Source organism: Longimicrobiaceae bacterium, from assembly GCA_035936415.1.
Taxonomy (GTDB): Bacteria; Gemmatimonadota; Gemmatimonadetes; order Longimicrobiales; family Longimicrobiaceae; genus JAFAYN01.
Window position 1 is genome coordinate 1 of the sequence record DASYWD010000209.1, and the last position, 25,478, is coordinate 25,478.

At 71.2% G+C, this 25,478-nt stretch carries 20 protein-coding genes; 1 reads left to right on the forward strand and 19 read right to left on the reverse strand.

Annotated features, from left to right (window positions below; genetic code table 11):
- Window positions 1-3 precede the first annotated feature (3 nt).
- The 6 genes from pseC to VGR37_08195 all read right to left on the reverse strand — a co-directional run bounded on the left by pseC (window position 4) and on the right by VGR37_08195 (window position 8,033).
- Window positions 4-1,197 (reverse strand): UDP-4-amino-4,6-dideoxy-N-acetyl-beta-L-altrosamine transaminase, encoded by a 1,194-nt coding sequence (gene pseC, locus VGR37_08170; GenBank protein ID HEV2147365.1) that lies wholly within the window; start codon window positions 1,195-1,197, stop codon window positions 4-6.
- The gene (gene pseB, locus VGR37_08175; protein ID HEV2147366.1) at window positions 1,187-2,194 is read right to left on the reverse strand and encodes a UDP-N-acetylglucosamine 4,6-dehydratase (inverting); all 1,008 of its coding nucleotides are present in this window, start codon (window positions 2,192-2,194) and stop codon (window positions 1,187-1,189) included. The genes pseC and pseB overlap by 11 nt, the downstream gene beginning before the upstream one ends.
- 91 nt (window positions 2,195-2,285) lie before the next feature.
- Window positions 2,286-3,392, reverse strand: coding sequence for an SDR family oxidoreductase (locus VGR37_08180; protein ID HEV2147367.1), 1,107 nt, complete (start codon window positions 3,390-3,392; stop codon window positions 2,286-2,288).
- Window positions 3,389-4,633 (reverse strand): GNVR domain-containing protein, encoded by a 1,245-nt coding sequence (locus VGR37_08185; GenBank protein HEV2147368.1) that lies wholly within the window; start codon window positions 4,631-4,633, stop codon window positions 3,389-3,391. The genes VGR37_08180 and VGR37_08185 overlap by 4 nt, the downstream gene beginning before the upstream one ends.
- A gap of 42 nt (window positions 4,634-4,675) precedes the next feature.
- Window positions 4,676-6,133, reverse strand: coding sequence for an SLBB domain-containing protein (locus tag VGR37_08190; GenBank protein ID HEV2147369.1), 1,458 nt, complete (start codon window positions 6,131-6,133; stop codon window positions 4,676-4,678).
- 259 nt (window positions 6,134-6,392) lie between these two features.
- Complete coding sequence (locus VGR37_08195; protein HEV2147370.1) at window positions 6,393-8,033, reverse strand: capsule assembly Wzi family protein; 1,641 nt, start codon at window positions 8,031-8,033, stop codon at window positions 6,393-6,395.
- 254 nt (window positions 8,034-8,287) lie between these two features.
- Here VGR37_08195 and VGR37_08200 point away from each other — a divergent pair, with 254 nt between their 5' ends.
- Window positions 8,288-10,252: a capsule assembly Wzi family protein gene (locus VGR37_08200; protein HEV2147371.1), complete on the forward strand. Its 1,965-nt coding sequence runs from the start codon at window positions 8,288-8,290 to the stop codon at window positions 10,250-10,252.
- Window positions 10,253-10,328: 76 nt separating this feature from the next.
- Here the strand turns inward: VGR37_08200 and rfbA are convergent, their stop codons facing one another.
- The 13 genes from rfbA to VGR37_08265 all read right to left on the reverse strand — a co-directional run.
- Window positions 10,329-11,204: a glucose-1-phosphate thymidylyltransferase RfbA gene (rfbA, locus tag VGR37_08205; GenBank protein HEV2147372.1), complete on the reverse strand. Its 876-nt coding sequence runs from the start codon at window positions 11,202-11,204 to the stop codon at window positions 10,329-10,331.
- Window positions 11,201-12,229 carry a glycosyltransferase family 2 protein gene (locus tag VGR37_08210; protein ID HEV2147373.1) on the reverse strand — a complete coding sequence of 343 codons (1,029 nt, stop codon included), beginning with the start codon at window positions 12,227-12,229 and terminating at the stop codon, window positions 11,201-11,203. Before VGR37_08210 ends, rfbA begins: the two co-directional genes overlap by 4 nt.
- Before the next feature lie 62 nt (window positions 12,230-12,291).
- Window positions 12,292-14,253: a nucleoside-diphosphate sugar epimerase/dehydratase gene (locus VGR37_08215; protein HEV2147374.1), complete on the reverse strand. Its 1,962-nt coding sequence runs from the start codon at window positions 14,251-14,253 to the stop codon at window positions 12,292-12,294.
- Window positions 14,254-14,344: 91 nt separating this feature from the next.
- Window positions 14,345-15,364 carry a glycosyltransferase gene (locus VGR37_08220; GenBank protein ID HEV2147375.1) on the reverse strand — a complete coding sequence of 340 codons (1,020 nt, stop codon included), beginning with the start codon at window positions 15,362-15,364 and terminating at the stop codon, window positions 14,345-14,347.
- 7 nt (window positions 15,365-15,371) lie between these two features.
- A complete protein-coding gene (locus tag VGR37_08225) occupies window positions 15,372-16,343 on the reverse strand; it encodes a UDP-glucuronic acid decarboxylase family protein (GenBank protein ID HEV2147376.1) in 972 nt (323 codons plus the stop codon).
- Window positions 16,344-16,353: 10 nt separating this feature from the next.
- Window positions 16,354-17,721 carry a UDP-glucose/GDP-mannose dehydrogenase family protein gene (locus VGR37_08230; GenBank protein HEV2147377.1) on the reverse strand — a complete coding sequence of 456 codons (1,368 nt, stop codon included), beginning with the start codon at window positions 17,719-17,721 and terminating at the stop codon, window positions 16,354-16,356.
- 48 nt (window positions 17,722-17,769) lie between these two features.
- Window positions 17,770-20,202 (reverse strand): polysaccharide biosynthesis tyrosine autokinase, encoded by a 2,433-nt coding sequence (locus VGR37_08235; protein ID HEV2147378.1) that lies wholly within the window; start codon window positions 20,200-20,202, stop codon window positions 17,770-17,772.
- 13 nt (window positions 20,203-20,215) lie between these two features.
- Entirely contained in the window at window positions 20,216-20,875 is a 660-nt protein-coding gene (locus tag VGR37_08240; GenBank protein HEV2147379.1) for a polysaccharide biosynthesis/export family protein, read from the reverse strand.
- Window positions 20,876-20,999: 124 nt separating this feature from the next.
- Window positions 21,000-22,163 carry a glycosyltransferase gene (locus VGR37_08245; protein HEV2147380.1) on the reverse strand — a complete coding sequence of 388 codons (1,164 nt, stop codon included), beginning with the start codon at window positions 22,161-22,163 and terminating at the stop codon, window positions 21,000-21,002.
- 35 nt (window positions 22,164-22,198) lie between these two features.
- A complete protein-coding gene (locus VGR37_08250; protein HEV2147381.1) occupies window positions 22,199-23,401 on the reverse strand; it encodes a glycosyltransferase family 1 protein in 1,203 nt (400 codons plus the stop codon).
- A 14-nt stretch (window positions 23,402-23,415) separates the two neighbouring features.
- The gene (locus VGR37_08255; GenBank protein ID HEV2147382.1) at window positions 23,416-24,222 is read right to left on the reverse strand and encodes a methyltransferase domain-containing protein; all 807 of its coding nucleotides are present in this window, start codon (window positions 24,220-24,222) and stop codon (window positions 23,416-23,418) included.
- Window positions 24,223-24,244: 22 nt separating this feature from the next.
- A complete protein-coding gene (locus tag VGR37_08260; protein ID HEV2147383.1) occupies window positions 24,245-25,051 on the reverse strand; it encodes an FkbM family methyltransferase in 807 nt (268 codons plus the stop codon).
- 5 nt (window positions 25,052-25,056) lie between these two features.
- The coding region (locus VGR37_08265; GenBank protein HEV2147384.1) for a glycosyltransferase at window positions 25,057-25,478 on the reverse strand (422 nt) is incomplete at its 5' end.

The following is a 25,478-nucleotide window of genomic DNA, read 5'->3' on the forward strand; positions in this document are numbered from 1 at the left end:
CGGTCACCGTGCGTATCGTTCCACCACCTTCGCCACCGCGGCGACCACGTCGTCCACGTCCGCGTCGGTCATCTGCGGGAACATGGGGAGCGTGACCATCCGCTCGTACGCGTGCTCCGCCATAGGGCACGTCCCGGACGAGGTGCCGAACCGCTCGCGGTAGAACGGGTGCAGGTGCACGGGGACGTAGTGCACGTTCACGCCGATCCCCTCCGCGCGGAGCGCCGAGAAGACGGCGTTCCGGTCCACCGAGAGGCGGTCCGTGTCCAGGAGCACCGTGTAGAGGTGGTACGCGTGAGAGACCCCCTCGCGGACGGCAAGCGGCCGGACCGCCGGGATCTCCGCCAGCGCCGCGTCGTAGCGGGCGGCGATCTCCTGCCGGCGGCGGACGAAGCCGGGGAGCTTGCGGAGCTGGCTGATGCCCAGGGCGCACTGGAAGTCGGTGATCCGGTAGTTGTACCCCAGGTCCACCATCTCGTAGAAGAAGCCGCCCTGCTCCGCGCGCTGCCGGTGATCCGAGGTGATCCCGTGGTTGCGGAACACGCGCATCCGCTGCGCGAGCGCCGCGTCGTCGGTCGTGATCATCCCCCCCTCCCCGGTAGTCAGGTGCTTCACCGGATGGAACGAGAAGGTGCTCAGGTCGGCAAGCGATCCCACGGGGCGCCCCCGGTCGCTCGCGCCCACCGAGTGCGACGCGTCGTCCACCAGCGCCAGGCCGTGCTCCCGCGCGACCTCGCGCAGGGCGTCGTAGTCGCAGGGCTGGCCGGCGTAGTCCACCGCCACGACCGCGCGGGTGCGCGGAGTGATCCGCGCCGCCACCGACGCCGGATCGATGAGCAGCGTGCCAGGGTCCACGTCGGCGAATACCGGCGTGCCGCCCTGGTACACGACGCAGTTGGAGCTGGCGGCGAAGGTCATGGCCGGGACGATCACCTCGTCCCCGGGCCCGATCCCCAGCGCGTACATCGCCGCGTGCAGCGCCGCGGTGCCGTTGCTCACCGCCACCGCCTCCGCCGCGCCCACCAACTCGGCGAAGGCCCGCTCGAACTCCGGCACCAGCGGGCCCGTGGTGAGCCAGTCCGAGCGGAGTGCCCGCACCACCGCTTCCACGTCCTCGTCGTCGAGCCACTGCCGCCCGTACGGCAGCACCTCCGTGCGGACGGGCGCGCCGCCCTCCGTCGCGAGCCTACTCGACACCTACGAGCGCCTCGCCCAGCCCGATCATCTCGCGCAGCTGCGCCTCGGTGAGCCACTGCGTGTTGTTCTCGCTGCTGTAGCGGAACCCCTCGGGGCAGTGCGTTCCGCCGTTCCGCCGGGCGAAGCTGATCGGGTCCCACTGCTCGAAAGGGGGGAGGATGGCGAAGTAGTCCTCGTATTCCAGCGTGTGCCGGGCATCGTCCTCCGCCACCATCACCTCGTGCAGCTTCTCGCCCGGGCGGATCCCGACGACCTTGGTCTCGCATTCCGGGGCGACCGCACGCGCCAGGTCCATGATGCTCATGCTGGGGATCTTGGGGACGAAGATCTCACCGCCCTGCATCCGCTCCAGGCTGCGCAGCACGAACTCCACCCCCTGCTCCAGGGTGATCCAGAACCGCGTCATGCGCTCGTCCGTGACGGGGAGCACCCCCGTCTCGCGCATCTTCATGAAGAACGGGACCACGCTCCCCCGGCTCCCCACCACGTTGCCGTAGCGCACCACGCTGAAGCGGGTGCCGTGCGGGCCGGAGTAGTTGTTCGCCGCGGTGAACAGCTTGTCCGAGCAGAGCTTGGTGGCCCCGTAAAGGTTCACGGGGTTGCAGGCCTTGTCGGTGCTGAGCGCCACGACCTGCTTCACGTCGCGGTCGATGGCCGCATCGATGATGTTGGCGGCGCCCAGAACGTTGGTCTTCACCGCCTCCAGCGGGTTGTACTCGCACGCCGGCACCTGCTTGAGCGCCGCGGCGTGGATCACCACGTCCACCCCGTCGAAGGCGCGGTACAGGCGCTCACGATCGCGAACGTCCCCGATGAAGTAGCGGATGTTGTCGTAGATCCGCTCCGGGAACCGCTGGCGCATCTCGAACTGCTTCAGCTCGTCGCGGCTGAAGACGATCAGCTTCTTCGGCTCGTATCGCTGCAGCACGGTCTCGATGAACCGGTGCCCGAAGGATCCGGTACCGCCGGTCACGAGGACGACCTTGTTGTCCAGCATTTCGCTCCTAAAGACGCGTCGGGGAGCCGACCACCGGCCTGCGTTCGATCGGCACCAGAGTGAGTTTCAAGCCTACCGTCCGGGACCCGGCTCAGGCGGTCCGGGCCAGCCCCTCCCGCGGCGCGCGGGAAAAGAAGTCCACGTACCAGGCGAGCGCCTCCCGCAAGCCGTCGTGGACCCGGTGCGTCGGCCGGTAGCCGAGCAGCGACCGGATCTTCGAGACGTCGGCCAGCGAGTGCCGGATGTCCGCGACCCGGAAGTCGCCGTAGGCGGGTTCTGCGCAGGCAAGCTCCGGCCGCTCCCTGGCCAGCTCGTCGCGGATCAGGGCAAACAGCTCGTTCAACGTGGTCCGCTCGCCGCAGGCCACGTTGTAGACCTGGTCGGTCGCCCCGGAATCCTCGGTGGTCGCTGCCAGGAGGTTGGCCTGGAGGACGTTGTCCACGTAGCAGAAGTCGCGGCTGGTCTCGCCGTCGCCGTTGATGCGGCACTCCCGCCCGGTCATCAGGTTCCTCACCCAGTGGGGGATGACCGCAGCGTAGGCGCCGTTGGGGTCCTGCCGCCTGCCGAAGACGTTGAAGTAGCGCAGCCCGATAGTCTCCAGGCCGTACGCGCGCTCGAAGACGCCGGCGTAGAGCTCGTTCACGTACTTGCTGACCGCGTACGGCGAGAGCGGCCGGCCGATGACGTCCTCCACCTTGGGGAGGCCGGGGTGGTCGCCGTACGTGGAGCTGGACGCGGCGTACACGAACCGCCGGACCCCCGCGTCCCGCGCCGCCAGGATGACGTTCAGGAACCCTTCGACGTTGACCTGGTTGGTTGCGATGGGGTCGGCGAGCGACCGCGGGACGGAGCCGAGGGCGGCCTGGTGGAGCACCACGTCCACCCCCTCGCAGGCCACGCGGCAGATGCGCTGGTCGCGGATGTCGCCCTCCAGGAAGCGGAGCCGCCGAGCGCCCTCTCCCGCCCCGGCGAGCACCTCCTCCAGGTTGCGGCGGTGCCCGGTGGCGAAGTTGTCGAGCCCCACCACCGTCTGGCCCAGCTCGAGGAGGGTCTCCACCAGGGCTGAGCCGATGAACCCGGCGGCGCCGGTCACCAGCCAGGTGCGGGGGCTCCCCCGCAGCTCCTCCCGGACCCGCTCGAAGCGTCCCGCCTCCGGCGGCGGCGAACCGCCTCCCGGATGCACTGCCGCCCCGCTCATTTGCCCACCGCCGCGGGCGCGCGGGAGCGGCCGTTGCGCGGCCGGTAGATCCCGCCCCGGAACTCCTCCCACGCGGCGAAGAAAACCGCGTTCTGGGGATGGTCGCGCGAGCTGCGCAGGTAATCCCGGAGGAAGGCGGCAAGAACCCCCAGCGCGAGCCCCAGCACCGCAGCGAAGACGAGCCGGAAGACCAGCCCGGCGCCGGCCGGGGACCTCGGCACCAGCGCCGGGTCGATCACCGTGACCACGGGCAGGTTGTTGTTGGCGTCGATCTGCGCCTCCGAGAAGGCGGCCAGGAGCGACACGTACACCTGCTCGTCCTTGGTGTAGTCGCGCATGATCCGGGTCGCGTCGCGCCTCAGCTCCGCCGACCCGCCCAGGGGGACGAAGACCTGGCCCCGGGCCCCACCTTCCGCGGTGAGGCGGCGCAGCTGCCCCCGGAGATCGCTGAGCGCCCCCTGGGCCGCCTGCAGCTCCGGGTTGTCCGGGGTGGCGATGCGCCGTAGCTGGCCGACCCTGACCTCCTGCCGGAAGATCTCCTGCTGCAGGGCGGCCGCGGCCTCCACCGTCTTCTCCGCCTGCTCCTTGATGGCCGGCGCGTTCTCGCGCCGCTGGAACTGGAGCAGCCTGTCCTCCGACTGGTCCAGCCGCTGCCGCGCTTCCGCCAGCTGCCGTTCCAGGAAGCGCTGCTTCTGTACCGCGGACGCCGCCGTCACGCGCGCGGCGGTGGCGTTGATCGCGACCGGGTACTCGTTCGCGATGCTCGCGGCCAGGCGCGGGTCGCCCGCCGTGACCTGGACGATGATGGAGCCGTCCGGCGCGCTCTCCACGTCCGTGCCCTTGTCCAGGATCCGGCGGACCGTGGCCTCTCCCTCGATGCCGCCCCCCGCCTGCGCCTTGACGCGCTCGGCAATCAGGTCCTGGACCGAGCGCCCCTTGTGGAGGATCGTCTCGATCAGCTTCTGGTTGGGGCTGCCCCCCAGCGACAGCGCCGGAATGGGGATCCCGAGCTGCTTGGCGACCATCGCGCCGGCGCCACCCCCCTGGGTGCGGTCCTGCGCCAGGAAGAGCACGGTCTTGGCCGCGTAGCGCTTGGGCTGGAGGAAGAAGGCCGCCGTGGCGACTGCCACCACAAGCAGCATGGTTGCGACCACGGTCTTCCACTGGCGCAGGAGGACGGCGACCAGCCCCAGAATGTGGACGCCCTCCAGGGGCTCGGACCCCGCTTCACGGTCACGCATGGCGATCACTCTATTGCGTCTTGGGCTGCCGGTTCGCCGCGTCTACGGATTGTCGTCGGGGAACAGCGCCCGGAATGTGAACACCAGGCCCACCACCGTGGTGATGGCGGCGCTGGTCGTCTGCAGTGCCGCCAGCCAGTTGCGGCGCTCGCTGAACGGCACGACGACCATGTCGCCCGGGTGGATCGTGGTCGCTTCCCGGGCGGTCAGGCGGGTTCCCCAGCTCCCCCGCAGCACGATGATGTCGTTCCGGTCGGCCCGGCGGCCGAACCCGCCCGCCAGCCGGATGTAGTAGCGCGCGTCCTGGGCGGCCGCGTGCTGCACCACCCCCGGCTGGAGCACCGCCCCGAGCACCACCACCTCGTTGCGGCGGCGCGGGACGGCGAGGGTGTCCCCGTCCTGGAGCGTCTGGTTGTACGCGTCGGCCCCTTCGACGAAGAGCCGCGGGAAATCGATCACCACCCGGCTCTCGTCGCCCTGGGTGCGGATCTGCAGGATCTGCTGCTCGGTACGGTTCAGCAGCTCCGGCGGCACCCGCGCAAGGTCGATCCTGGCGTCGCCCTGCGAGCGCGACCTCCGCAGGGTCGCCTCCAGGAGCGAGGCTTCCGGGGTGAAGCCGCCCGCCATGTCCACCAGCTCCCGCACTGTCGTGACCCCGGGGACCACCGGGTACACCCCGGGACGCATCACCTGCCCGAGCACGGTCGCGGTCTTCTGCTCCATGTAATTCGCCCGCCACGCGACGTACACCGCGTCGAACGGACGGAGCAGGAACCGCTGCCCCTGCTCGCCGAGCACCTCCGCACGCGAGAAGGTGTGGAACTCCCTCCGCTCGGCGTCCAGGAAGCGGGTGACCCGGATGCTGTCCGCCGAGCTCGAGGGGAAGTCCCCGCCGCCGGTCGCGATCCGCACCAGCTCGGCGAGCGATTCGCCGGCCCGATACTCGTACACCCCGGGGAACGGGACCCGGCCGCGGACCTCGACCGTCTGATCGACGGTCGGAACCAGCAGTGCGTCACCCTCACGCAGGGTGGGATTGGCGCGGAGGTCGCCCATCTGGCGGAAGCGCAGCAGATCGATCAGGACGGTGTCGCCCGAGGCGCGCCGCAGCAGGACGTTGCGGCGGGGGACCCGGTGCACTCCTTCCTCGGGGACCACCTCGCTCACGCGCGTCGCCGAGGTGGCGACCCGCACCCCGGGCTGGGGCACGTCCCCCACGACGAAAACCTTGAACGTGCGCACCTGCGCCAGCGTCACGTTGACGCTCACGTCCCGGTAGAATCGCGAGACCAGGCCGCGGACCTGTGCCTCGGCCTGGTTGAGGTTCTGGCCAAGTACGCGCACCATCCCGAGCCCGGGGACGACCACCGTCCCCTCCGGGGTGACCGGGACCGTGTGGATGCGGTTCACCGCCCCCACCAGCGAGATGCCGAGCACGTCCCCCGGCCCCAGAGGATAGTCCATGCGGCTCACCGGCGCGTCGAGGATCGACGGCGTCACGGGAGTGTCGGAGTACTGCCCCTGCACCTGGCCGTTCGGGAACGCACGCCGCCACTGGGCGGACAGGGTGTCGACACCCGGCGGGGTTCCCTGCTGCGCCGGGGCCGCCCCGACCGATGCGAAGCACAGAAACAAGAAAGCCACCGCGCCGGACCGGACCGGCCCGCGCAGCTTGCCGCTAAACCACATGTTCGGCACGTCCGTAGAGACCAGGGTTCGAGCGATCGAGACGGGGGAATGCAGCACCGTTCCGTCCCGCCTAGAAGGAGCTGCTGACCGACAGCCCGGCATTCAGGTTGAAAACATTTGATTCGTAATAGCGCCTACGATTGTACACGCCCGCGACTCCCGCCGCAAGCTCCCAGCGCCCGTAAAACCGTAGCACTTCTGCATTAAGGGCATGGTACGAGTCGACACCCTGCGAGGTCGAATTGCCCCTCCAGACGATCGGCGCGTCATCCTGGCGAATGGCACGGTTCCACGACACCGTCCAGCGTCCGCCCGTGTGGAAGTACTCCGCCGCCACCGTCGAGGCGCCGCCTCCGTACACGGCCGGCGTACCCAGGAACTGCCCGCGGTGGGTGTGCCCCTGCCGCAGCCTCGTGTGATAGTAGAAGTTCCCCTGCGGGCGCACCCGCGAGAGGTGGGTCACCTGCGAGTTCATCGCCTCGGCGTGGACCGCTACCCGCTCCGTGGCGGAGCGCTTCCAGACCTTGCTCAGGCCCAGGGCGTACGCGCTCTGGTGATCGGGCTCCAGCATGAGGTCGCGGAAGTCCCAGCTGTGGTCTTCCCTGCCGTACTCCCCGTACACCTCGAAGCCGCTCCCCGGGAAGACGGCCCGGAGGAACACGGACGCGAGCTGGTTGCGGGGCGCCGTGTCCGGGTCGTCGTCGCGCTCGGACGATCCCACCTTGAGGAATCCCTCCAGGGGGAGGAGCAGGTCGTCCCGCGACGGGCCATCCTCCCCCCAGGGAGAGTGGAAGAAGCGGGAAAGACCGATCTCCAACCCCGGAGCGCCGCGTGGGGTGAACACTCCCACCAGGCCCGACATCAGCCGGCGGCTGGAATCGCTCGGCATACCCGAGTACTCGGACTGCTCGAGGCGCCCCCAGACCAGCCGCCCGTGCAACCTGCCGATCCAGAGGTCCACCGGCCTCGATGTGCCGGCGAAGGCGTGTACGAAGCCGGGCGCGTTGCCGCCCAGGATGATGGGGCTGTACCGCACCGGGCCCCATTGCTGGTTGGCGGAGGACACCCCGAGCGCCGCCGGCCCAATGTCCGCGCGGACCGTGCTCTGCCCCGGGTCGATCCGCGAGTAGGAGCCGGTCCCGAACCGTTGCGGGGCGTCCACCAGGTCCGGCCACCGCGGATCGGCGAAGGCACGCCGGCCGTCATAGCCGTTGGGCTGCAGGTCGAACTCCCGGTTCTCCGCCCAGAAGGCAACCGGCGCGACCGTCGCCGAGAGCGGCCCGTACACCACGGAGAACCCGGCCTGCAGCGAGGCGGTGGCACCCCGCCCCGCCCAGGTTGCCCCGTCGTTGACACCGAAGGGAAAGGCGGTGTTGTACGCCATGCGCGCCCGCGGCCGCACCAGGCTGACGCGCGGCCCGCGCGTGGAGCCGGGCCCGAGCGCATAGCGCTCCTGCCAGGGGTGCGTGGAGTCCGGCGCGAGGAGCCGCTCGACCTCGCGAGGCGAGAACGCACGGATGGACCAGGGGTAGAGGCTCGCGTCGCCCCCGATCTGCAGGAGCCGGAGGTAGCCCTCCACCTCGCTCCCGACGAACGCCTCACCCCGCAGGTCCGTGGGGAGGGTCTGCGCCCCGAGCGGCGAGCCGGCGGCCAGGACGAGCGCCCCCACGACGCGGGTGAGCAGACGGATGCGGCGGGACGATAGGCTCAACGGGATCGCCGTGCTGAGGCAACGCGAACGAAGGGCCGCCCATGCGGCGGCGTGTAGACTGAAGCGTGCAAATATGTTATTCTGCTTTCCTCCTGTCTAGTCCACGAATCACTCGGCGGATCCGTCCGACCCCGATCCGAATGCCTGCTCTGCACCCGAACACCCGGCGCGCGGCCCTCGTCGCGGCACTGATCTGGTCCGGTCTCCCCGGCTCCGCAGGTGCGCAGGACACTCTCCGCGCGCCGACGGGTGCCGTGATCCCCCTGGCCACCATCGGCGGCGACGCGGACGATCGCGAGCGCGTGGCGCAGATCCTCGGGCTGGCCCCCGCAGACGGATACCTGCTCCGCTCCCCGTCGGGCCAGGCCGCGCCGCTCCCGGGCGGCCCCGGGCCGCTGCGGTGGGCGCTCCTCGCCCCCGAGCTCACCATGTCGTGGAACTCGGCCCTTCCGTTCTCCCTGAACGATGGCGCGATCTGGGCGGGGAAGGGCCTGAGCGTCTGGGGTCTCGGAGGGGTGCGCCTGGAGTACGGCCGCGTCTTCGCGGTCCTCGCTCCGCAGGTTGGAATGGCGCAGAACCGGAGCTTCGAGAGCTTTCTCCCGGGGACCATGGCCCAGGACCGCTTCACCCCCCCCTGGTTCAGGTGGGACACGCCGGCCGACCTCCCGCTGCGTTTCGGGAACGAGGCGATCTGGTCCGTCGACCCCGGGCAGAGCACGCTGGGCGTGCACCTGGGGGGCGCGGACCTCGGCGTGTCCACGGAGAGCCAGTGGTGGGGCCCGGGGATCCGGAACGCGATCGTGATGAGCAACAACGCTCCCGGCTTCCCCCACCTCTTCCTGCGCACCGCCTCCCCCTGGCGGACGCGTGCGGGCGCCGTGGAGGCGAAGCTGCTCCTGGGCGTCCTGGGCGAGTCGGAGTACTTCGGCGACGGCTCGGCGGACGGCACGCGCTCGCTGAGCGGGCTGGTCGCCACCTTCAGCCCGGCGGGCGAGCCGGACCTCACGCTCGGGATCGCGCGCACCGTCCAGTCGGCGGTGGACGGCGCCGGCTCGGTCCTCACACGGGCGGCGGACGTTTTCGTACGCTGGCCGTCGTCCACGCCGGACTCGTCGGACGCGCGCGCGGCGCAGATCGTCTCGCTCTTTGGCCGGTGGATCTTCCCGCGCGACGGGCTGGAGGTCTACGCCGAGTGGGCCCGGCACGCGCTCCCCGAGGGCCTCGGCGACTTCCTCGACTACCCCAACCACGCCCAGGGGTACACGCTCGGCCTGCAGTGGGCGGGGCGCGTCGGCGGCGGGCCGGGCGACCTCCGCGTGCAGACGGAGCTCACCTCGCTGGAGCAGAGCGCCACCTTCCGTATCCGCCCGGCCCAGGCGTTCTACACGAGCAAGGTCGTGCCGCAGGGGTACACGCACCGCGGGCAGGTGATCGGCGCCGCCATCGGCCCCGCGGCTTCGAGCCAGTGGGCGGCGGCGGACTACCTCGCGCCGGACTGGCGGGTCGGGCTCTACCTGGGGCGGGTCCGCTGGCACAACGACGCGTACTACGCGCGTCCCTCGTCCTGGCCCTTTCTCGGCCACGAGATCTCGCTTCTCGCCGGGCTCCGGGGCAGCTTCCCCCTTCCGTACCTCCAGTTCGAGGCGGAGCTCGGCACGGAGAAGCGGCTCAACTTCCTGTTCCAGAACTTCGGGGTGAGCTGGGAAACCTCCGACAGCGCGGTGGACGTCCGCAACAACAGGCTCCGCCTCGGCTTCACGCCGCGGACCCGCCGCGCCACTCGCGTACCCGCTCCTTCGCTGCTCGCTCCGCCCCCGGTGCCCGTGACGGACACGGTCGCGGTGCCGGCGCCGGAGACGCCGGCAGCCCCGGCCTCCGGTGCGGCGTTGCCCGCCGCGGCGCCCGCCGACTCGGTCGCGGTCCCGACACCCGCGGGGGACACGGCGCGGGTGGTGGTCCCGCTCGCCCCGCCGACAGCCGCGCCACCAGCGGTGCCTCCGGCCGCGCCGCCGGCCCGGACGGGGGCCGACCCGGTGGCGCCCACGCCTGCCACCGGTCCGGTCGTCCATTCGGTGCGCGAGGGTGAGACGCTTCCCGGGATCGCGCGCCGGTACGGGGTCGGGCCCGAGGAGATCCGCGCCGCGAACCCCGCGGTCGGCGATCTCCTCACGGTCGGCCAGGAACTGGTCATTCCCTCGCCGGCGAGCCGGACTCCGTGAAGCGCGAGGGAGCCCGCCGACCCTGTCGTGGGTCGGCGGGCTCCCTGGTCGAGGCGGACGAGCCGGTGCCGGCTCGCTAGCCCACCGGCTCGCGGCGCAGGATGTCCAGCAGGTAGTCCCCGTACCCGTTCCTCAGTGGGGCCGCCAGTCGCTCCAGCTCCTCCGCACCGATCCACCCCGCCCGGTAGGCGATCTCCTCCGGGCACGCTACCTTGAGGCCCTGCCGCTGCTCGATGGTCTCGATGAAGTTGGAGGCCTGCAGCAGCGACTCGTGCGTTCCCGTGTCGAGCCACGCCATCCCCCGCCCCATGATCTCGACGTTGAGCTGCCCCCGACCCAGGTACTCCCGGTTCACGTCGGTGATCTCCAGCTCCCCACGCGCGGACGGTTCCAATCTGGCGGCGATGTCCAGCACGCCATTGTCGTAGAAGTACAGCCCGGTGACCGCGTAGTTGGACATCGGCTGCAGAGGCTTCTCCTCGATCCCCACCACGCGGCCCGCCGGGTCGAACTCCACCACCCCGTACCGCTGCGGGTCCTTCACGTAGTAGCCGAAGACGGTCGCCCCCTCGATGCGGGCAGCGGCGCGCTGGAGCGACTCCGTGAGTCCGTGGCCATAGAAGATGTTGTCGCCCAGGATCAGGCAGGCGGGATCGCTCCCCACGAACTCGCGCCCGATGACGAAGGCCTGCGCGAGCCCCTCTGGCCGGGGCTGCTCGGCGTACTCGAGCCGAATTCCCCACTTCGCGCCGTCGCCCAGCAGCTCCCGAAAGAGCGGGAGGTCGTGCGGGGTGGAGATCACCAGGATGTCGCGGATCCCCGCCAGCATCAGCGTGGTCAGCGGGTAGTACACCATGGGCTTGTCGTACACCGGCATCAACTGCTTGCTGATGACCTGCGTGATCGGATACAGCCTCGTCCCGGAACCGCCCGCCAGGATGATCCCCTTCACCGGCCCTCCTCCCCCTCTTCTGTTTCCGATGCGCGTCCGGACTGTTCCGGCCGGCCGCTCAGCGCAGCCTTCGCCAGCCCGAGCCGGTAGCGCGACGCAAGGGGATCGCTTTCCCGCCCGGGAAGGCGGCCCAGCGCCCCGAACATGAGCCACCGCCCCCCCCATCCCACCAGCATACCGAGCCGGACCCAGCGCACCCCGGCCTCCCCGTAGTGCTTCCGGAAGTAGTCGAACAGGTTGCGGACCAGCTCCGGCTGGAGCTCCAGGTGACGGTTCTCCGCGCGGGTGGTGGCCTGCAGGTGGTGGACGACCTCAGCGTCGTGAACGAAGTAGATCTTCCACCCCGCCCGCCGGATCCGCAGGCACCAGTCGAAGTCGTTGTAGTGGATCCGCAGCCGCTCGTCCAGTACACCCACCTGCTCGATCACGTCACGCCGCACCAGGAATGCCGCGCCGAGCATCGTCTCCACCTCGGTCGTCCGGTCGTGGGCGAAGCCCGTGTGCGTGTTCCCGAAAGCCCGGCTTCGGGGGAACCGCCGGTCCAGCGTGAGGATGGTGGAGAGGAAGGTCCGTGGGGAGGGGGTGCTGTAGCAGGAGCGCTGGAGGCGCCCGTCCGGGAAGCGCAGCAACGGCCCGCACGCCCCGGCCTCCGGGTGGGCGTCCATGAACTCCACCAGTCGGCTCAGCGCGCGTGGGCGCACCTCGGTGTCGCTGTTCAGCAGCAGCACGTACCGGCCGCGGCTCACGGCGAGCCCCTGGTTGTTGGGAAACGCGTACCCGGTGTTCTCGTCGTTCGTGATGAGGCGCACCTCGGGGAACCGCTCCCGAACCCGCTCCACGCTCCCATCGGTGGACCCGTTGTCCACCACGATCACCTCCACGCCAACCGTCTCCGGCGAAGCCCACATCGAGCCGAGGCACGCCTCCAGCAGCTCCCGGGTGTTCCGGTTGACGACCACGACGGAAAGGTCCGGTACGAGCCGCGGCCTCTGCGCCTCCGGCTCAGGGGCTTCGACGGATGGCACGGTGGGGCGGCGCCGGGACATGGTGGGGAGGGGCACGGACGTGGCTGCCGTGGCGAGCGGCGCTAGCGCGCCGTCTCCTCCAGCTGCACGGAGGGCAGGCTGGGGCGTGCCGGCACGACCGCCACGTCCGGTGCCTTCCCGAAGTCGAGCGCCGGGAAGATCTCGGCGAGGGAGGCGGCCACGTCCCCGTCCCGGTGCGAGCGGAAGGCCACGTCCCAGGTCGCGAGGGTGTCCCTCACCGGCCGTCCCGACACCTCGCTGGCCCGGATGAGCCGCACCTTGGGGATCGTGGTCTCGATGGTCTCCTCGTCGGGCGCGACCAGCTCCTCGTGCAGCTTCTCCCCTGGCCGCAGGCCGGTGAAGACGATGCTCCGCTTGCGCGAGCGATTCCCCGCCAGGCGCAGCAGGTTCCGGGCGAGATCGAGGATGCGGACCGGCTCCCCCATCTCCAGCATCGCGATCTGTCCCCGGATCTCGGGGAGGAGCGACGCCTGGAGGATGAGCTGCACCGCCTCCGGGATCGTCATGAAGTACCGGGTTGCGTCGGGGTGCGTCACCGTGAGCGGCTTCCCCGCGGCCAGCTGCCGCTTGAACACGGGGATGACGCTCCCGTTGCTGCCCAGCACGTTGCCGAAGCGGACCGCCGCGTAGACGGTGCGGGGATGCTTCTCCTGCACCTCCAGGACCACCATCTCCGCCAGGCGCTTGGTGGCGCCCATCACGCTCACCGGCTTGACCGCCTTGTCGGTGCTCACCAGCACGAACTTGCGCGCCCCGTACCTCCCCGAGGCCTCCGCCACGGCCAGGGTGCCGACGGCGTTGTTGCGGACCGCCTGGCGCACGTTCCCTTCCATCATGGGGACGTGCTTGTACGCCGCCGCGTGGAATACGTGGGTGGGGGAGTACGCCTCGAACACGCCCTCCACGGCATCGCGATCCACGATGTCGCCGATGACCGGGACGATCGTCAGCTTCGGGTGCCGCTCCCGGATCTCCAGCTCCAGGTAGTACAGCTCCGTCTCCGCCTGGTCGAAGAGCACCAACACGGAGGGGGTGTGGAGCGCGATCTGGCGCGACAGCTCGGAGCCGATGGAGCCGGCGGCGCCCGTGATCAGCACACACGCACCGCGAAGGTCCGCCGCGAGCTCCTGCAGCTCCAGCTGCACCGGCTCGCGGCCGAGGAGATCCTCGATCCGGACCTCCCGGATCTGCTCGAGGCGCACGTCGCCTGCGAGCACCTCGGCGATGCTGGGGAGCACCCGGAACGGAAGCCCCGTGGCCTCGCAGTGCTCCACGATGGTGCGCATCTGGGCGGGGCTAGCGTGCGGGACGGCGAGGATGAGCTCCTCCACCCCGTACGACTCGGTGATGGCCTTCAGGTCGGTCGCGGAGCCGACCACCTCCAGCCCCGCCAGCCGCGTCCCCCACTTGTGCGGGTCGTCGTCGACGAACCCCACCGGCCGGTACCCGGTGTTCCGGCGCGACATCTCCCGGGCGAGCATGTAGCCGGACTCGCCCGCGCCGACGATCAGCACGCGGGTCGTCTCGCGCCGGGTCCCGGCGAACCGGTAGTGCAGCGCCTCGAAGGCGGCCCGGTACGAGATCCAGACCGCGGAGGTGAGGAGGACGTTGAGGATCGCCTCGCCGGCCACCACGGAAAGGGGGACCGACAGGGGGAACGGCCACCCCCGGGTGAGCGCGAGAAACACCGTCGTGCCCACGACGGTGGCAGCGCCCAGGCGGAGGATGTCGTGCACACCGACGAAGCGCCACCGGCCGGTCGTCAGCCGGAAGAACTGGTGGCAGAGGTGGCGGACGACGACCAGGAGCGGGAGGCTGGCGAGAAAGGTGGCCGTGTACTCCCCCGGCCACTGGAACTCGAAGCGGAGCAGGAACGCCAGGGTGTACGCGAGCACGGTCACCCCCGTATACACCAGGAAGGCGACCGAGCGACGGTGCAGGTAGCGGATCCGGCGCACCACCGCCAGTGGCGCCCGGATGAAAAGGCTGGTCCGCGGACTCATCTGCAACCCCTCGCTCTGGAGACCCGCCGGGCGGCGGGCGAAGACGTGGCCGCGGGACGGGTCGCCCCGCCCGGCCTCCGGCATCGCCGATTCACCGGCCGTGAATGACAGTGTACTCGTGGTACCGCTTCCCGGCGAGCCCCACGAGCGACCCCACGCCGTTGGAGATCGTGCGGAGCGCGCTCACGGTCGACGCGCGCCCCCGCACGGCCGCGAACGGCAGGATCAGCGCTCCGTACCCGATCCGCGCGAACGCCCCGGCGAGCCGGGGAACGACCCACCGGTGCGGGGGCGAGAGCGTCCGCACGCAGAACACGTAGCCGTTCCCGATGCGGAATGCGCGCTGCAGGATCCAGCTCGTCCGCGCCCGAGACTCGGGGATGAACTCCTCCACCAGCGCCTCGTCGGCCCACACCAGCTTCGCCCCGGCCTGCTTGACCCGCATGAAAAAGTGCGAGTCGTCCATCCCGCTGAGCCCGAACGCCGGGTCGAACGGCTCTTCCGTGTCCCGGAACAGCTCGGCCGAGACCAGCACGTTGTTGGTCGCCGAGATGGGGATCGACTCGCCCGTGCGGTAGCGCGGGTACGTGAAGAACCCCCCCTCGATCACCCACTGCGGCACCCCCGCTGCGTAGCGGGGAAGCGACGGACCGCTTACTACGTCCGCGCCGTAGCGGCGCTGCGCGTCCAGCAGCTCGTCGAGCCAGGTGGGGCTGGCGACCTCGTCGTCGTCGATGAACGCCAGGAAGTCCGCACCGTTCTCGAGCGCGACCCGCACCCCGCAGTTCCGCGCGTACGGGATTCCCCGGCGCGACTCCACAGTGTACACGATCGGGCACGGCATGGCGTCACGTACGGCTTCCACCACCCCGCGCGCCGTCTCCTCCGGGTCGTTGTCCACCACCACCAGGAACAGCTCCACCGGCCCTGACTTTCCGAACTCCAGCCGGGCCAGGCTCTCCAGCAGGGTGCCGAGGAGCACCGGACGCTGCAGCGTCGCGACGCAGATCGCGACGCGCGGCGCCCGGGAGGGCGCACCCTGGGCGCCACTCACCGCGGCCGCGCCGCGGGACGAAGAGGTGCCGTCGATGGGACTCTCGCCCACGGCCATCCCCGGCTCAGGATCCTTCCGGGAGCGTCCGCGCGCCGACGCTCTCACGCTCCAGGAACTGCGCGAAGTACGGAATGGTCCGGCGGAGCCCTTCTTCCAGGGGGACCCGCGGCTCCCAGTCCAGCACCGCCTTCGCCACCGAGATGTCGGGCTGCCGCACCTTGGGGTCGTCCTCCGGGAGTGGAAGGTGGGTGATCTCCGAGCGGCTCCCGGTGAGGCGCAGCACCTGCTCGGCAAGCTCCCGCACTGTGAACTCGCCCGGGTTCCCCACGTTGGTGGGATCCGCCCGGTCAGAGAAGAAGAGGCGGTAGATCCCGTCAACCAGGTCGTCCACGTAGGTGAACGACCGGGTCTGCGACCCGTCTCCGTAGATGGAGAGGGGATCGCCGCGCAGCGCCTGCACGATGAAGTTGGACACCACCCGGCCGTCCGAGGGACGCATCCGGGGGCCGTAGGTGTTGAAGATCCGAACGATGCGCGTCTCCACCCCGTGGTACCGGTGGTAGGCCATGGTCATGGCCTCGGCGAAGCGCTTCGCCTCGTCGTACACGCCCCGGGGGCCCACCGGGTTCACGTTCCCCCAGTAGCTCTCCACCTGCGGGTGCACCTTGGGGTCGCCGTACACCTCGGAGGTGGAGGCGAGGAGGAAGCGTGCCCCCTTCGCCTTCGCCAGCCCGAGCGCCTTGTGCGTCCCCAGCGACCCCACCTTGAGCGTCTGGATGGGGAGCTCCAGGTAGTCCACCGGCGAGGCCGGGCTGGCGAAGTGCAGCACCCCGTCCAGCGGCCCGTCCACGTAGATGAACTCCGTGACGTCGTGCTCGACGAAGCGGAAGTCGCTCCGCCCCATCAGGTGCGCGAGGTTGTCGGGCGATCCGGTGATGAGGTTGTCCATTCCCACCACGTGGTGCCCCTCCGCCAGGAAGCGGTCGCAGAGGTGGGATCCCAGGAACCCGGCCGCGCCGGTGATGAGCACGCGCATCGTCTCCTCCTCAGCTCCCCACCGCCTGCGCCACCACCGCGAGCGGGGCCACGGCTGGCCGCCCGATGGAGACGTAGTGGAAGCCCTGGTCGCGCATCTTCTCCGGCTCCCAGAGGTTGCGCCCGTCGAAGACCACCGGCTCGCGGAGCAGCCCGCGGATGCGCCCGAAGTCGGGACGACGGTACGGCGCCCACTCCGTGAGGACGAGCAGGGCGTCCGCGCCCTCCAGGCAGTCGTAGTTGTGCTCGCAGAGCGTGAGCGCGCCGCTCTCCAGGAGGTCGGAGAAGTGACGCTCCGCCTCGTGGCGGGCCTCCGGGTCGTGGGCGCGGATCCGCGCGCCGCGCTCCGCCAGGCCGCGCAGCACCGTCAGCGAGGGCGCCTCGCGCATGTCGTCGGTCTCGGGCTTGAAGGAGAGCCCCCAGACGCCGAAGGTACACCCGCTCAGGTCCTCGCCGTAGCGGTCGACGATGCGCTCCAGCAGCACCGACTTCTGCGCGGCGTTCACGTGCTCCACCCCCTCCAGGATCACCGGGTCCACCCCGACGGTCCGGAGGGTGTGGATGAGCGCCTTCACGTCCTTGGGGAAGCAGCTCCCCCCGTAGCCGATCCCGGCGAAGAGAAAGCTGGAGCCGATCCGCTCGTCGGTCCCGATCCCCTGGCGCACCTTCGAGACGTCGGCCCCCACCGCCTCGCAGAGCCCGGCGACGGTGTTCATGAACGAGATGCGGGTCGCGAGCATCGCGTTGGCGGCGTACTTGGTGATCTCCGCCGAAGCGATGTCCATGAACAGAACCGGGTTGCCCGTGCGCACGAAGGGCGAGTACAGCTCCGCCAGCTTTTCCCGCGCGTACTCGGACTCCACGCCCACCACCACGCGGTCGGGCTTCATGAAGTCCTGCACCGCGGCGCCCTCCTTCAGGAACTCCGGGTTGGAGCAGACGTGGAAAGTCCGCGAGGTGTGGCGCCGGATGGCCTCGCGCACCTTCTTGGCCGTTCCCACCGGGACGGTGCTCTTGGTGATGACGATCTTCTCCGGGCCGTCGGCGGGCATGTTGCGGCCGATGGTCTCCGCCACGGCGAGCACGTGCTGCAGGTCCGCGGAGCCGTCCTCGCCCGGGGGGGTGCCCACCGCGATGAAGATCACCTCGGCGCCGCGGACCGCCTCCGCCACGTCGGTCGTGAAGCGGAGCCGCCCCTCCGAGAGGTTCCGCTCCACCAGGGGCTCCAGGCCGGGCTCGTAGATGGGGATCTCACCCGCGTTCAGCCGCCCAATCTTCTTCGCGTCGATGTCGGCGCAGACCACGTCGTTCCCCGTCTCGGCGAGACACGCACCCACCACCAGCCCCACGTAGCCCGTCCCGACGACCGTAATGTTCATGTTCAGACGTTGAGTTCAGGTGAGTCCCCACCTCGCGCGCTCGACGGCTCAGACCGGCGCCGGATCGTTCCTGTAGTATTTTTCATACCTCCGCGGCTGGCGGAGGTTGTCGTCCGGATCGTTGAGAACGGCGCCCACGACCCGCACCCCGACGGCGGAAAGCTGCTGCACCGCCTGACGCGCCGCGTCCCGCTCCGTCCGTCCCGCCCGGACCACCAGGAGCGCCCCGTCCGCCTGCGTCCCCAGGATCGCGGCGTTCGCCGCCACCAGGACCGGCGCCGTGTCCATGATCACCAGGTCGAAGTCGTCGCCGAGCGCCGCGACCAGCGACCGGACCACGCCGCCGCCGAACAGGTCGCTGGCGCCCACCGACGGCGCGCTCCCGGCCGGGAGCACCGAGAGCCGCTCCACCGACGTGCGGCGGATGACCTGCTCCGCGGCGACCCTGCCGACCAGGAGGTCGGCCAGGCCGGGCTCCTTCGCCACCCCGAAGACGGTGTGGATCCGCGGACGCCGCAGGTCGCAGTCCACGAGGAGGACCCGCATCCCCTGCTGCGCGAAGGCGACGGCGAGGTTCGCGGCCGTGGTCGTCTTCCCCTCCGAGCCCTCCGGGCTCGTCACGACCAGTGAGCGCAGCGACTCCACCCCGGGCGCGAACACCAGGTTCGTGCGGAGCGAGCGGAAGGCCTCCGCCACGCTGGAATGGACCTGCGTGGCGGCGACGAGCTCGCGGCCGGCGCCCCTGCCGTTGCCGTTCCGCAGCCGTCCCGGGAATGGGAGCGCCACGGCGGGCCTCCCGCCGGCGTCCAGCCGGGGGATCACCCCGAGCCCGGGGACGCGGAGGAAGTGCTCCAGCTCCTCGCGGCGGCGGAGGCTCCGGTTGGCCCCGTCCAGGAGGATCGCGCCGGCGCCCCCCACCATCAGCCCGAAGACCAGCCCGAAGAAGAGCGTCCGGTTGGGACCCGATCCCGACCGGTCGCCCGCGAGGGCGTGGTCGAGGATGGTGACCTGGTCGATCTCCGAGGCCTCGGCCATCCCCGCCGTGTAGTACCGGGCCCGCAGCTCGCGCGCGGCCTCCCCGATGGACTCCATCTGCAGCATCAGCCGGACCTCCTCCGGCTCGCTCTCCGCGATGTGCGCGAGCGCGCGGTCGGTGCGGCCCTTGATGTCGCTCAGCGCGGCGATGCGCGCGTCGAGCATGTCCACGTAGCTGCGCGCGGCACCGATCAGCCGCGCCTCGGCGGCGACGCGCATGGAGTCGATCGCCAGCACCTCGGGGTGGGTGGGGCTGCGGCGCGGCGGCCCCGCCAGGACGCTGTCACGCTGCGCCTCGTAGCTGCTGACCTGTCCGTACAGCGACCCGATCACGGGGCTGTCCCCCACGCCCGGCCCCGAGGCGAGGGCGCGCAGGAGGTGCATCCTGCGCCGTCCGTCCGCCTGCGCCAGCTCGGCCAGCGTGCTACGGAAGATCTTGCGCTCGGCCTCCATCTCGGCGCGGCGGACCTCCAGCTCGCCGCGCCCGGCGGCCTGCATCGTCGCCTCGGTCTTGGCGCTGAACAGCTGCTCCCGCTTGCGGTACTCGGTGAGCTGCGCCTGCGTCACGGTGAGGAGCGACTCGGCGACGGCGAGCTGGTTCATGACGAACTGGCGGCGCAGCCGCGCCTGCTCGCGCGACCTGCGGCTGCTGAACTGCTTGTAGTACTCCGCCGTGGTGTTGGCGACCTTCTTGGGGATGATGGAGTCGTAGCCGTTGACGACCACGTCCACCACGTTGGTCCCCTCGCGCGAGGCCGGGCGCACGGCGTCGATGAGCACGTCCACCGCGTCGTCGCGCGAGATCACGTGCAGCGTCAGGTGGTCCCGGTCGCCGGGGCGGGCGGGGACCGTGAAGCGGATCCCGTCGATCTCCAGGGGCTCGCCGTATGGAGCCGTGACCTCCTGCCCCGCCTTGCGGACCGTCACCCCGCGCTCGGCGAAGGAAAGTCCCAGGGTGTCGGGGCGGGCGTCCGCGGGGACGTGGACCTGGTCCACGATCCCGGTGGGCTCGAACGAGTCGTGCACGAGCCCCGGCACGACGCGCTGCAGCCGCAGGCCGAGGGAGTCCACCACCTCGCCGAGCAGGATGCGGCTCCGCATCACCTGGAGCTGGGACTGGATGTTGCTCCCGCCGCCGCCCAGCGACGCCGCGAGCCCGGCCAGCCCACCCCCCAGCGAGGGGCCGCTCTTCTCGTCGGCGAGCTGCAGCACCGCGCGGGACGTGTACATCCGCTCGGTGTTGGTGACCGCGTAGTACGCGATCCCCAGGCCCACGAGGCCCACGAGGACCACCAGCCAGAGCTGCCGGCGCAGGGCGCCCGCGTACTTCCGGAGCGGCGTCTCCTCCATCTCGGGCGGGGGAGCGGGGATCCCGTTCCGCGGGGGATGTCCTCCCCCGTTCGGAGCAGGGAGCATCCCGCCGGAGGGCGTCAGGTACTCGGACATTTCGATTTACCGCCTATTTGTTGCTTGACGCGGGGTCGTCGTCACGCAGGATCTGCGTCAGGATCACGTACGCGGAGAGCACGGTGCCGACCGTCTGCACCACGCGGATCGCGGGGTCCAGGTAGGTGCGCGAGAACGACGGGCGCTCCTCGATCACGACCTGGTCGCCGGAGCGGATCGGCTGCTGCAGGATCTCGGTGGCGGCGGGGTCGGCGAGGTTCACCACCGTCTGCCTCCCGTCGCGCACGAAGCGGAGCCGGTAGCGGCGGTCCGGTGCCGTGCTCCCTCCCGCGCGGGAGATCGCCTGGGCGACGCTCACCTCCGGGAGGAAGAACTGGTTCTGCTCACGGACGTGCCCGCCCACGAAGACCCGGTACTCGGGGCCGAACGAGAACATGGGGTCCGCGTCGAAGCGCCGCAGCGCCTCGCGGACCCGCGCCTCGGCCACTCCCTGCGGCACTCCGGCCACCCGGACGCCGCGGAAGACCGGGTGCAGGAGGGTGCTGTCGGGCGCCACGGTGAAGGTGCCACTCATCTCCCGGTTCCGGTACACCTCGATCGCCACGCGGTCGCCCGGACGGAGCACCGGCTCGCCGCCGGTGCCGGCCTGCGCGGAGAGCGAGACGGGGGCGAGGCCGGCGAGGAGCAGCAGGGTGAGCAGTGCTCGACTCATCACAACGCGGGAGCGGGCCGGAACGGCGCAGGCAAGGCGGACGCCCGGGCGCGCCCGGGGCGAACAAAGACTTTGAACATAGCACACTTGCGCGGAATGGTCCATCCTCCTAGCCCCCCGCGGGTCAGGCTCCGCCCAGCAGGGCGAGGTCGGGGCGCGCGGGCTCGCCGGCCGTCAGGGTCCGGGCCGCAGCGGAGCCGTCGAGCACCTCGCGGTAGAGCCGGAGCATGCGCTCCGTCATCACTTCCTGGCTGAACTCCTCCCGCACGCGCGTGCGCCCCGCGCGCCCGAGGCGGGCACGCAGGTCCGGGTCGTCCAGGAGGCGGTTGACCGCCGCGGCGAGCGCGGCCGGGTCTGCCGGGGGAACGGTGAGCCCCGTCTCCCCGTCGCGGGACACGTACGGCACACCCGAGTCGAGGCTCGTGTTCACCACCGGCGTGCCGCACGCCATGGCCTCGATCTGCACGATCCCGAACGCCTCGCTCCGGGCCACCGACGCGAGGACGAAGACGTCCGCGGCGTGGTAGAAGCCCGCGGTGTCGTCCACCTTTCCGAGCAGGAAGACGCGGTCCCGGAGCCCCAGGTCACGGATCCGTGCCTCCAGCGCCCCCCGGAGCGGACCGTCGCCCACGATGAGGAGCGTGCCGTCCACCTCCCGCATGGCCTCGATCAGGTGCTCGAACCCCTTGTAGTAGACGAGCCGGCCGACGCTCACCACCAGTCGCGGGCCGTACCGGGCGCGGACGCGCTCGGCCTCCTCGGCCCCCCGCCCGAACTCCTCCACCGGCATCCCGTAGGGGATCACCCTGCAGCGGTCCCGGTAGCGCGAGAGCACCGCGGAGCTGCGTACGTAGTTGGGGGTCGCGGAGATGATCGCGTCGCAGCGGTCGAGCAGCCGGTCCTGGATGGGCTGGAACGCCGCGTCGAGGACGCGCTGGCGCACCACGTCGCTGTGGTAGCTGGCCACCAGCCGCCCGCGGCGCCCGCTCGCCAGGTACGCCAGGACCGCGGCCGGGTTGGGGAGGTGCAGGTGGACGATGTCCGCGTCGGACTCGCGGATCTTCCGCACCATACCGGGGCACACCGGCGCGCCGGCCAGGGTGCAGGCGGTGCCGATGCGCGTCACGTCGATCCCGTCCACCCGCTCGACCCGGTCGCGCCGGTCCGGGCTGGCGACGACCACCTCCAGCTCCACCTCGCGCCGCAGCTCCCGGCAGAGGACCTCCAGGTGCGTCTCGATGCCCCCGCGGTACGGAGGGTAGTACTTCCCCACGTGGAGCACCCGCATTCGGCGGGCGCCGGGGCCGGACGGATTCACGGAGCTCACTGCTCAAGCACTCCCTGGTAAACGCTGACCATCTTCCCGGCGTACTCGCGCCAGGTGAACCGTTCCGCCCGCGCGAGCCCGGCGGCGCGGCGCGCCTCCCACGCGGCCGGGTCGGAGCGGCGCTCGGAGAGGAGGTCGACCACGGCGTCGGACCAGCCCGCCACGTCGCCGACCGACTGGTACTCCGCCGCGTCGCCGCCGACCTCCTTCAGCACCGGGAGGTCGCTGGCGACCACGGGTGTGCCGCAGGTCATCGCCTCCAGCACCGGGAGGCCGAAGCCTTCCTCCTCCGAGGGGAGGACGACCAGCGCCGCGCGCCGGTACACCGCCGAGAGCACGCGCCGCTCCACGAAGGGAAGGACCTCGATGGCGTCCGCCACGCCGAGCTGATCGGCGAGCCGCGCCTGCTCGGCGCTGAACGGGCCGCCCACGCGCACCAGCCAGGCGTCCGGCAGCTCGCGCCGCACTCCGGCGAAGATCCGCAGCAGGAGGTCGATCCGCTTGCGGCCGTAGGTTCCGCCCACGTGCAGCAGGCAGGGGGCGCCCGCGGGGATCCGCCCCAGCAGGCGCGCCGCCTCCGCGTCGGCCTCCGGGTCCGCCTCGGGGGTGCAGGCGGGGTGGACGCCCAGGTGCGCGACGGTCGCGCGCTCGGGGTCCACGAGCCCGTGCGCCAGCGCCTCGTCGCGCACGGCGCCGGTGTCGAACACGACCCGCGCCGCCCGCGCGACGCCCCGCAGGATGTGCCGGGTCATCATGCGGAACGGCGTGGAGCGTGGATGCCCCTCCGGCGCCAGGAGGCACTGGAAGGTGTGCAGGTCGTGGCAGGTGACCACGGTCCGCTCCGCCGGGAGGTGGTGGACGAGCTGACCGTACGAGTGGTCCACCAGGTGGAACAGGTCGAAGTCGCCCTGCGACCTGCGCAGCAGGCGCGGGTAGTCCCAGAAGCGGTTGAGCACCCGGTCGGCGTTCACCCGGAAGCGCCCCTCCTCCGCTCCACCGTTCAGGTGCGCGCTCCCGTTGGAGGCCGCGGTGAAGCGCCTCCGGAGCGGCGGCCGCACGCGGCGAGCCGCCACGCTCTCCGGGTGGTCGCGCTCGAGCGACCCGAGGAGCATCTCCGCCACCAGGTCCATGCTCGGCCACCCCTCCTCCAGGAGGTCGCAGACCAGGGCGAGGCGGGGCGTGCGCGCGGGAGGGATCATCCTCTGCCCCGTCCTCAGGCGGCGGCCCTGCCGCCGATGAGCACCTGACTGCAGGGGAAGGCGTTCGCGGCGAACCCCGGGAGCATGCTCAGGAAGGCGTAGTAGAGCGAAGATCGCTCCGAGTGGCGGTACAGGTAGCTCCGGTAGTTGTGCCGCCGGAACGTGAGCCCCGCTTCCGTGAAGAAGCGCCGGTACTCGCCCACGGAGTAGTACTGCTCCTTCACCGTCTCGCGCCGCACGTGGAAGTCGTAGAGCGGCTTCAGGTAGCCGGGGCAGGAGGGCTCGAATAGCATGTACACCTGTCCACCGGGCTTCAGGATGCGGGCGACCTCCCGCACCGCCGCCGCCGGGTCCTGCGTGTGGTGGAAGCTGGCGAAGAAGAGGACCCGGTCGAAGCTGGCGTCCGGGAAGGGGGTGTCCTCGGCGCCGGTGACCCACTTCTCGTCGAGGCGCGTGCCGAAGAAGTCCTCGTACTGGCGGCTCTTGCGCACCGCCTCGATCGACACGTCCGAGTACACGACGCGCAGCTCCGGGCGCTTCTTCTTGAGGTAGGCGCTCAGGTAGCCGTAGCCCCCGCCCAGCTCCAGGACCGAGCCCTCGAAGGTGAGGCCGAAGCGCGCGACCATGTGGTCGAAGGTGTAGAGCGCCAGCGCCCGCCCGGCATAGAAGAGGGAGCGGTACAGGTCGGCGGAGGCGTTCTCGTCCGCGGAGGTGCGGAAGAAGTCGTCCTCCGCACGCTGCTCCTCGTTGGGGTCGCGCAGGTGGATGCGGATCTCTTCTTCGGCGAGCCGGTCGGCGACGGTCATCGTGTGGTCGGTCACGGGGCCTGTTCTCCTGGACGCGTCAGCGTCCGGCCAGCGCGGAGCGGTGGACGAGGAAGCGCGTCTCGCACCCGTCCGCTCCGAAGTCGGGGACGCCCTCCTGGTCCACGAACCCGGCGCGCACCAAGGTATCATGGAGCGCGCGCGGAGAGCTACCCTGCTGGCGGAGCCAGTGGTCGTTGAACTCGCAGAGGACGGCCCGCACCCGCCCCGTCTCCAGCGCGCCGGCCGCTCCCTCCAGCACGTGGGCCTCGTGCCCTTCCACGTCCAGCTTGATCAGGTCGACGCTCCGCACGCCCCACTCGTCCAGGCAGTCGTCCAGGCGCCGGACGGGGACCCGGAGGGTCTCCCACGAGGAGGCGCTCATGGTCGGCGAATGGAACCCGTCCGACTCGGGCGGGAGGTACAGGTTCAGCTCCCCCTCGGTGGAGCTCAGCCCCATCCGGAAGGTGCGGACCTGCGCCAGCCGGTTCGCGGACACCGCGGCGTTCAGCCGATCGTGGGCGTAGGGGCTGGGCTCGACGGCGAACACCCGGCCGGTCTCCCCCACGCGGGAGGCGGCCAGCAGCGTGAAGTAGCCGACGTTGGCCCCCACGTCCACGAAGGTCATCCCCGGCCTGAGCCAGCGGCGCACGGCGGCGGTCTCCTGCGGCTCGAACGCCCCCAGGTAGATCCAGCGCTGGATGGCCTCCGCCAGGTCCAGGCGCACGTCGTAGCCGAAGAGCCGGGCGGTGCGCTCCCCGGTGCGCGGCGCCATTCCCGCCAGCAGCCTCAGCTTCCCCCGGAAGTGGTACGGGCGGAGCGTGTCGATCAGGGCTTCACGAAGCATCGTTCTCAGAGTCCTTCCGTCCGGCGATCCGGGGAGTCACCGCCCACCACGCCTTCGAAGATCCGGAGGAGCGCCGCGAGGTGCGCCTCCTGTGAAAACCGCCCGGCCACCTCCCTGGCGCCGCGGCGGAGCCGCGCGTGCTCCCGGGGGTCACGGAGGCAGCGGACGACCGCCTCCGCCAGCCCGGCGGCCGTCGGCGGGTCCGCCGGGGCCAGGTGGCCGCCGACGCCGTCCACCAGCCAGTCCGGGATCCCGCCGGCCGCGAACGCCGCGGCGGGGACCCCCCGGAGCCCGGCCTCCGGCCCGACCAGCCCGAACGGCTCGGGCCAGAGGCTGGGGACCACCAGGAGGTCGGTCCGGGCGAAGAGTGCATCCATGCCGTCGTCGCCCACCCACCCCGTGAACTCCACGGACACCCCCGGCCCCC

Excerpts from the sequence above, each read along its gene's own strand:
- pseB (HEV2147366.1), bottom strand. The coding sequence starts at position 2,194 with ATGCTGGACAACAAGGTCGTCCTCGTGACCGGCGGTACCGGATCCTTC.
- VGR37_08180 (HEV2147367.1), bottom strand. The coding sequence starts at position 3,392 with ATGAGCGGGGCGGCAGTGCATCCGGGAGGCGGTTCGCCGCCGCCGGAG.
- VGR37_08185 (HEV2147368.1), bottom strand. The coding sequence starts at position 4,633 with ATGCGTGACCGTGAAGCGGGGTCCGAGCCCCTGGAGGGCGTCCACATT.
- VGR37_08215 (HEV2147374.1), bottom strand. The coding sequence starts at position 14,253 with ATGAGTCCGCGGACCAGCCTTTTCATCCGGGCGCCACTGGCGGTGGTG.
- VGR37_08220 (HEV2147375.1), bottom strand. The coding sequence starts at position 15,364 with ATGGCCGTGGGCGAGAGTCCCATCGACGGCACCTCTTCGTCCCGCGGC.
- VGR37_08225 (HEV2147376.1), bottom strand. The coding sequence starts at position 16,343 with ATGCGCGTGCTCATCACCGGCGCGGCCGGGTTCCTGGGATCCCACCTC.
- VGR37_08230 (HEV2147377.1), bottom strand. The coding sequence starts at position 17,721 with ATGAACATTACGGTCGTCGGGACGGGCTACGTGGGGCTGGTGGTGGGT.
- VGR37_08235 (HEV2147378.1), bottom strand. The coding sequence starts at position 20,202 with ATGTCCGAGTACCTGACGCCCTCCGGCGGGATGCTCCCTGCTCCGAAC.
- VGR37_08240 (HEV2147379.1), bottom strand. The coding sequence starts at position 20,875 with ATGAGTCGAGCACTGCTCACCCTGCTGCTCCTCGCCGGCCTCGCCCCC.
- VGR37_08245 (HEV2147380.1), bottom strand. The coding sequence starts at position 22,163 with ATGCGGGTGCTCCACGTGGGGAAGTACTACCCTCCGTACCGCGGGGGC.
- VGR37_08250 (HEV2147381.1), bottom strand. The coding sequence starts at position 23,401 with ATGATCCCTCCCGCGCGCACGCCCCGCCTCGCCCTGGTCTGCGACCTC.
- VGR37_08260 (HEV2147383.1), bottom strand. The coding sequence starts at position 25,051 with ATGCTTCGTGAAGCCCTGATCGACACGCTCCGCCCGTACCACTTCCGG.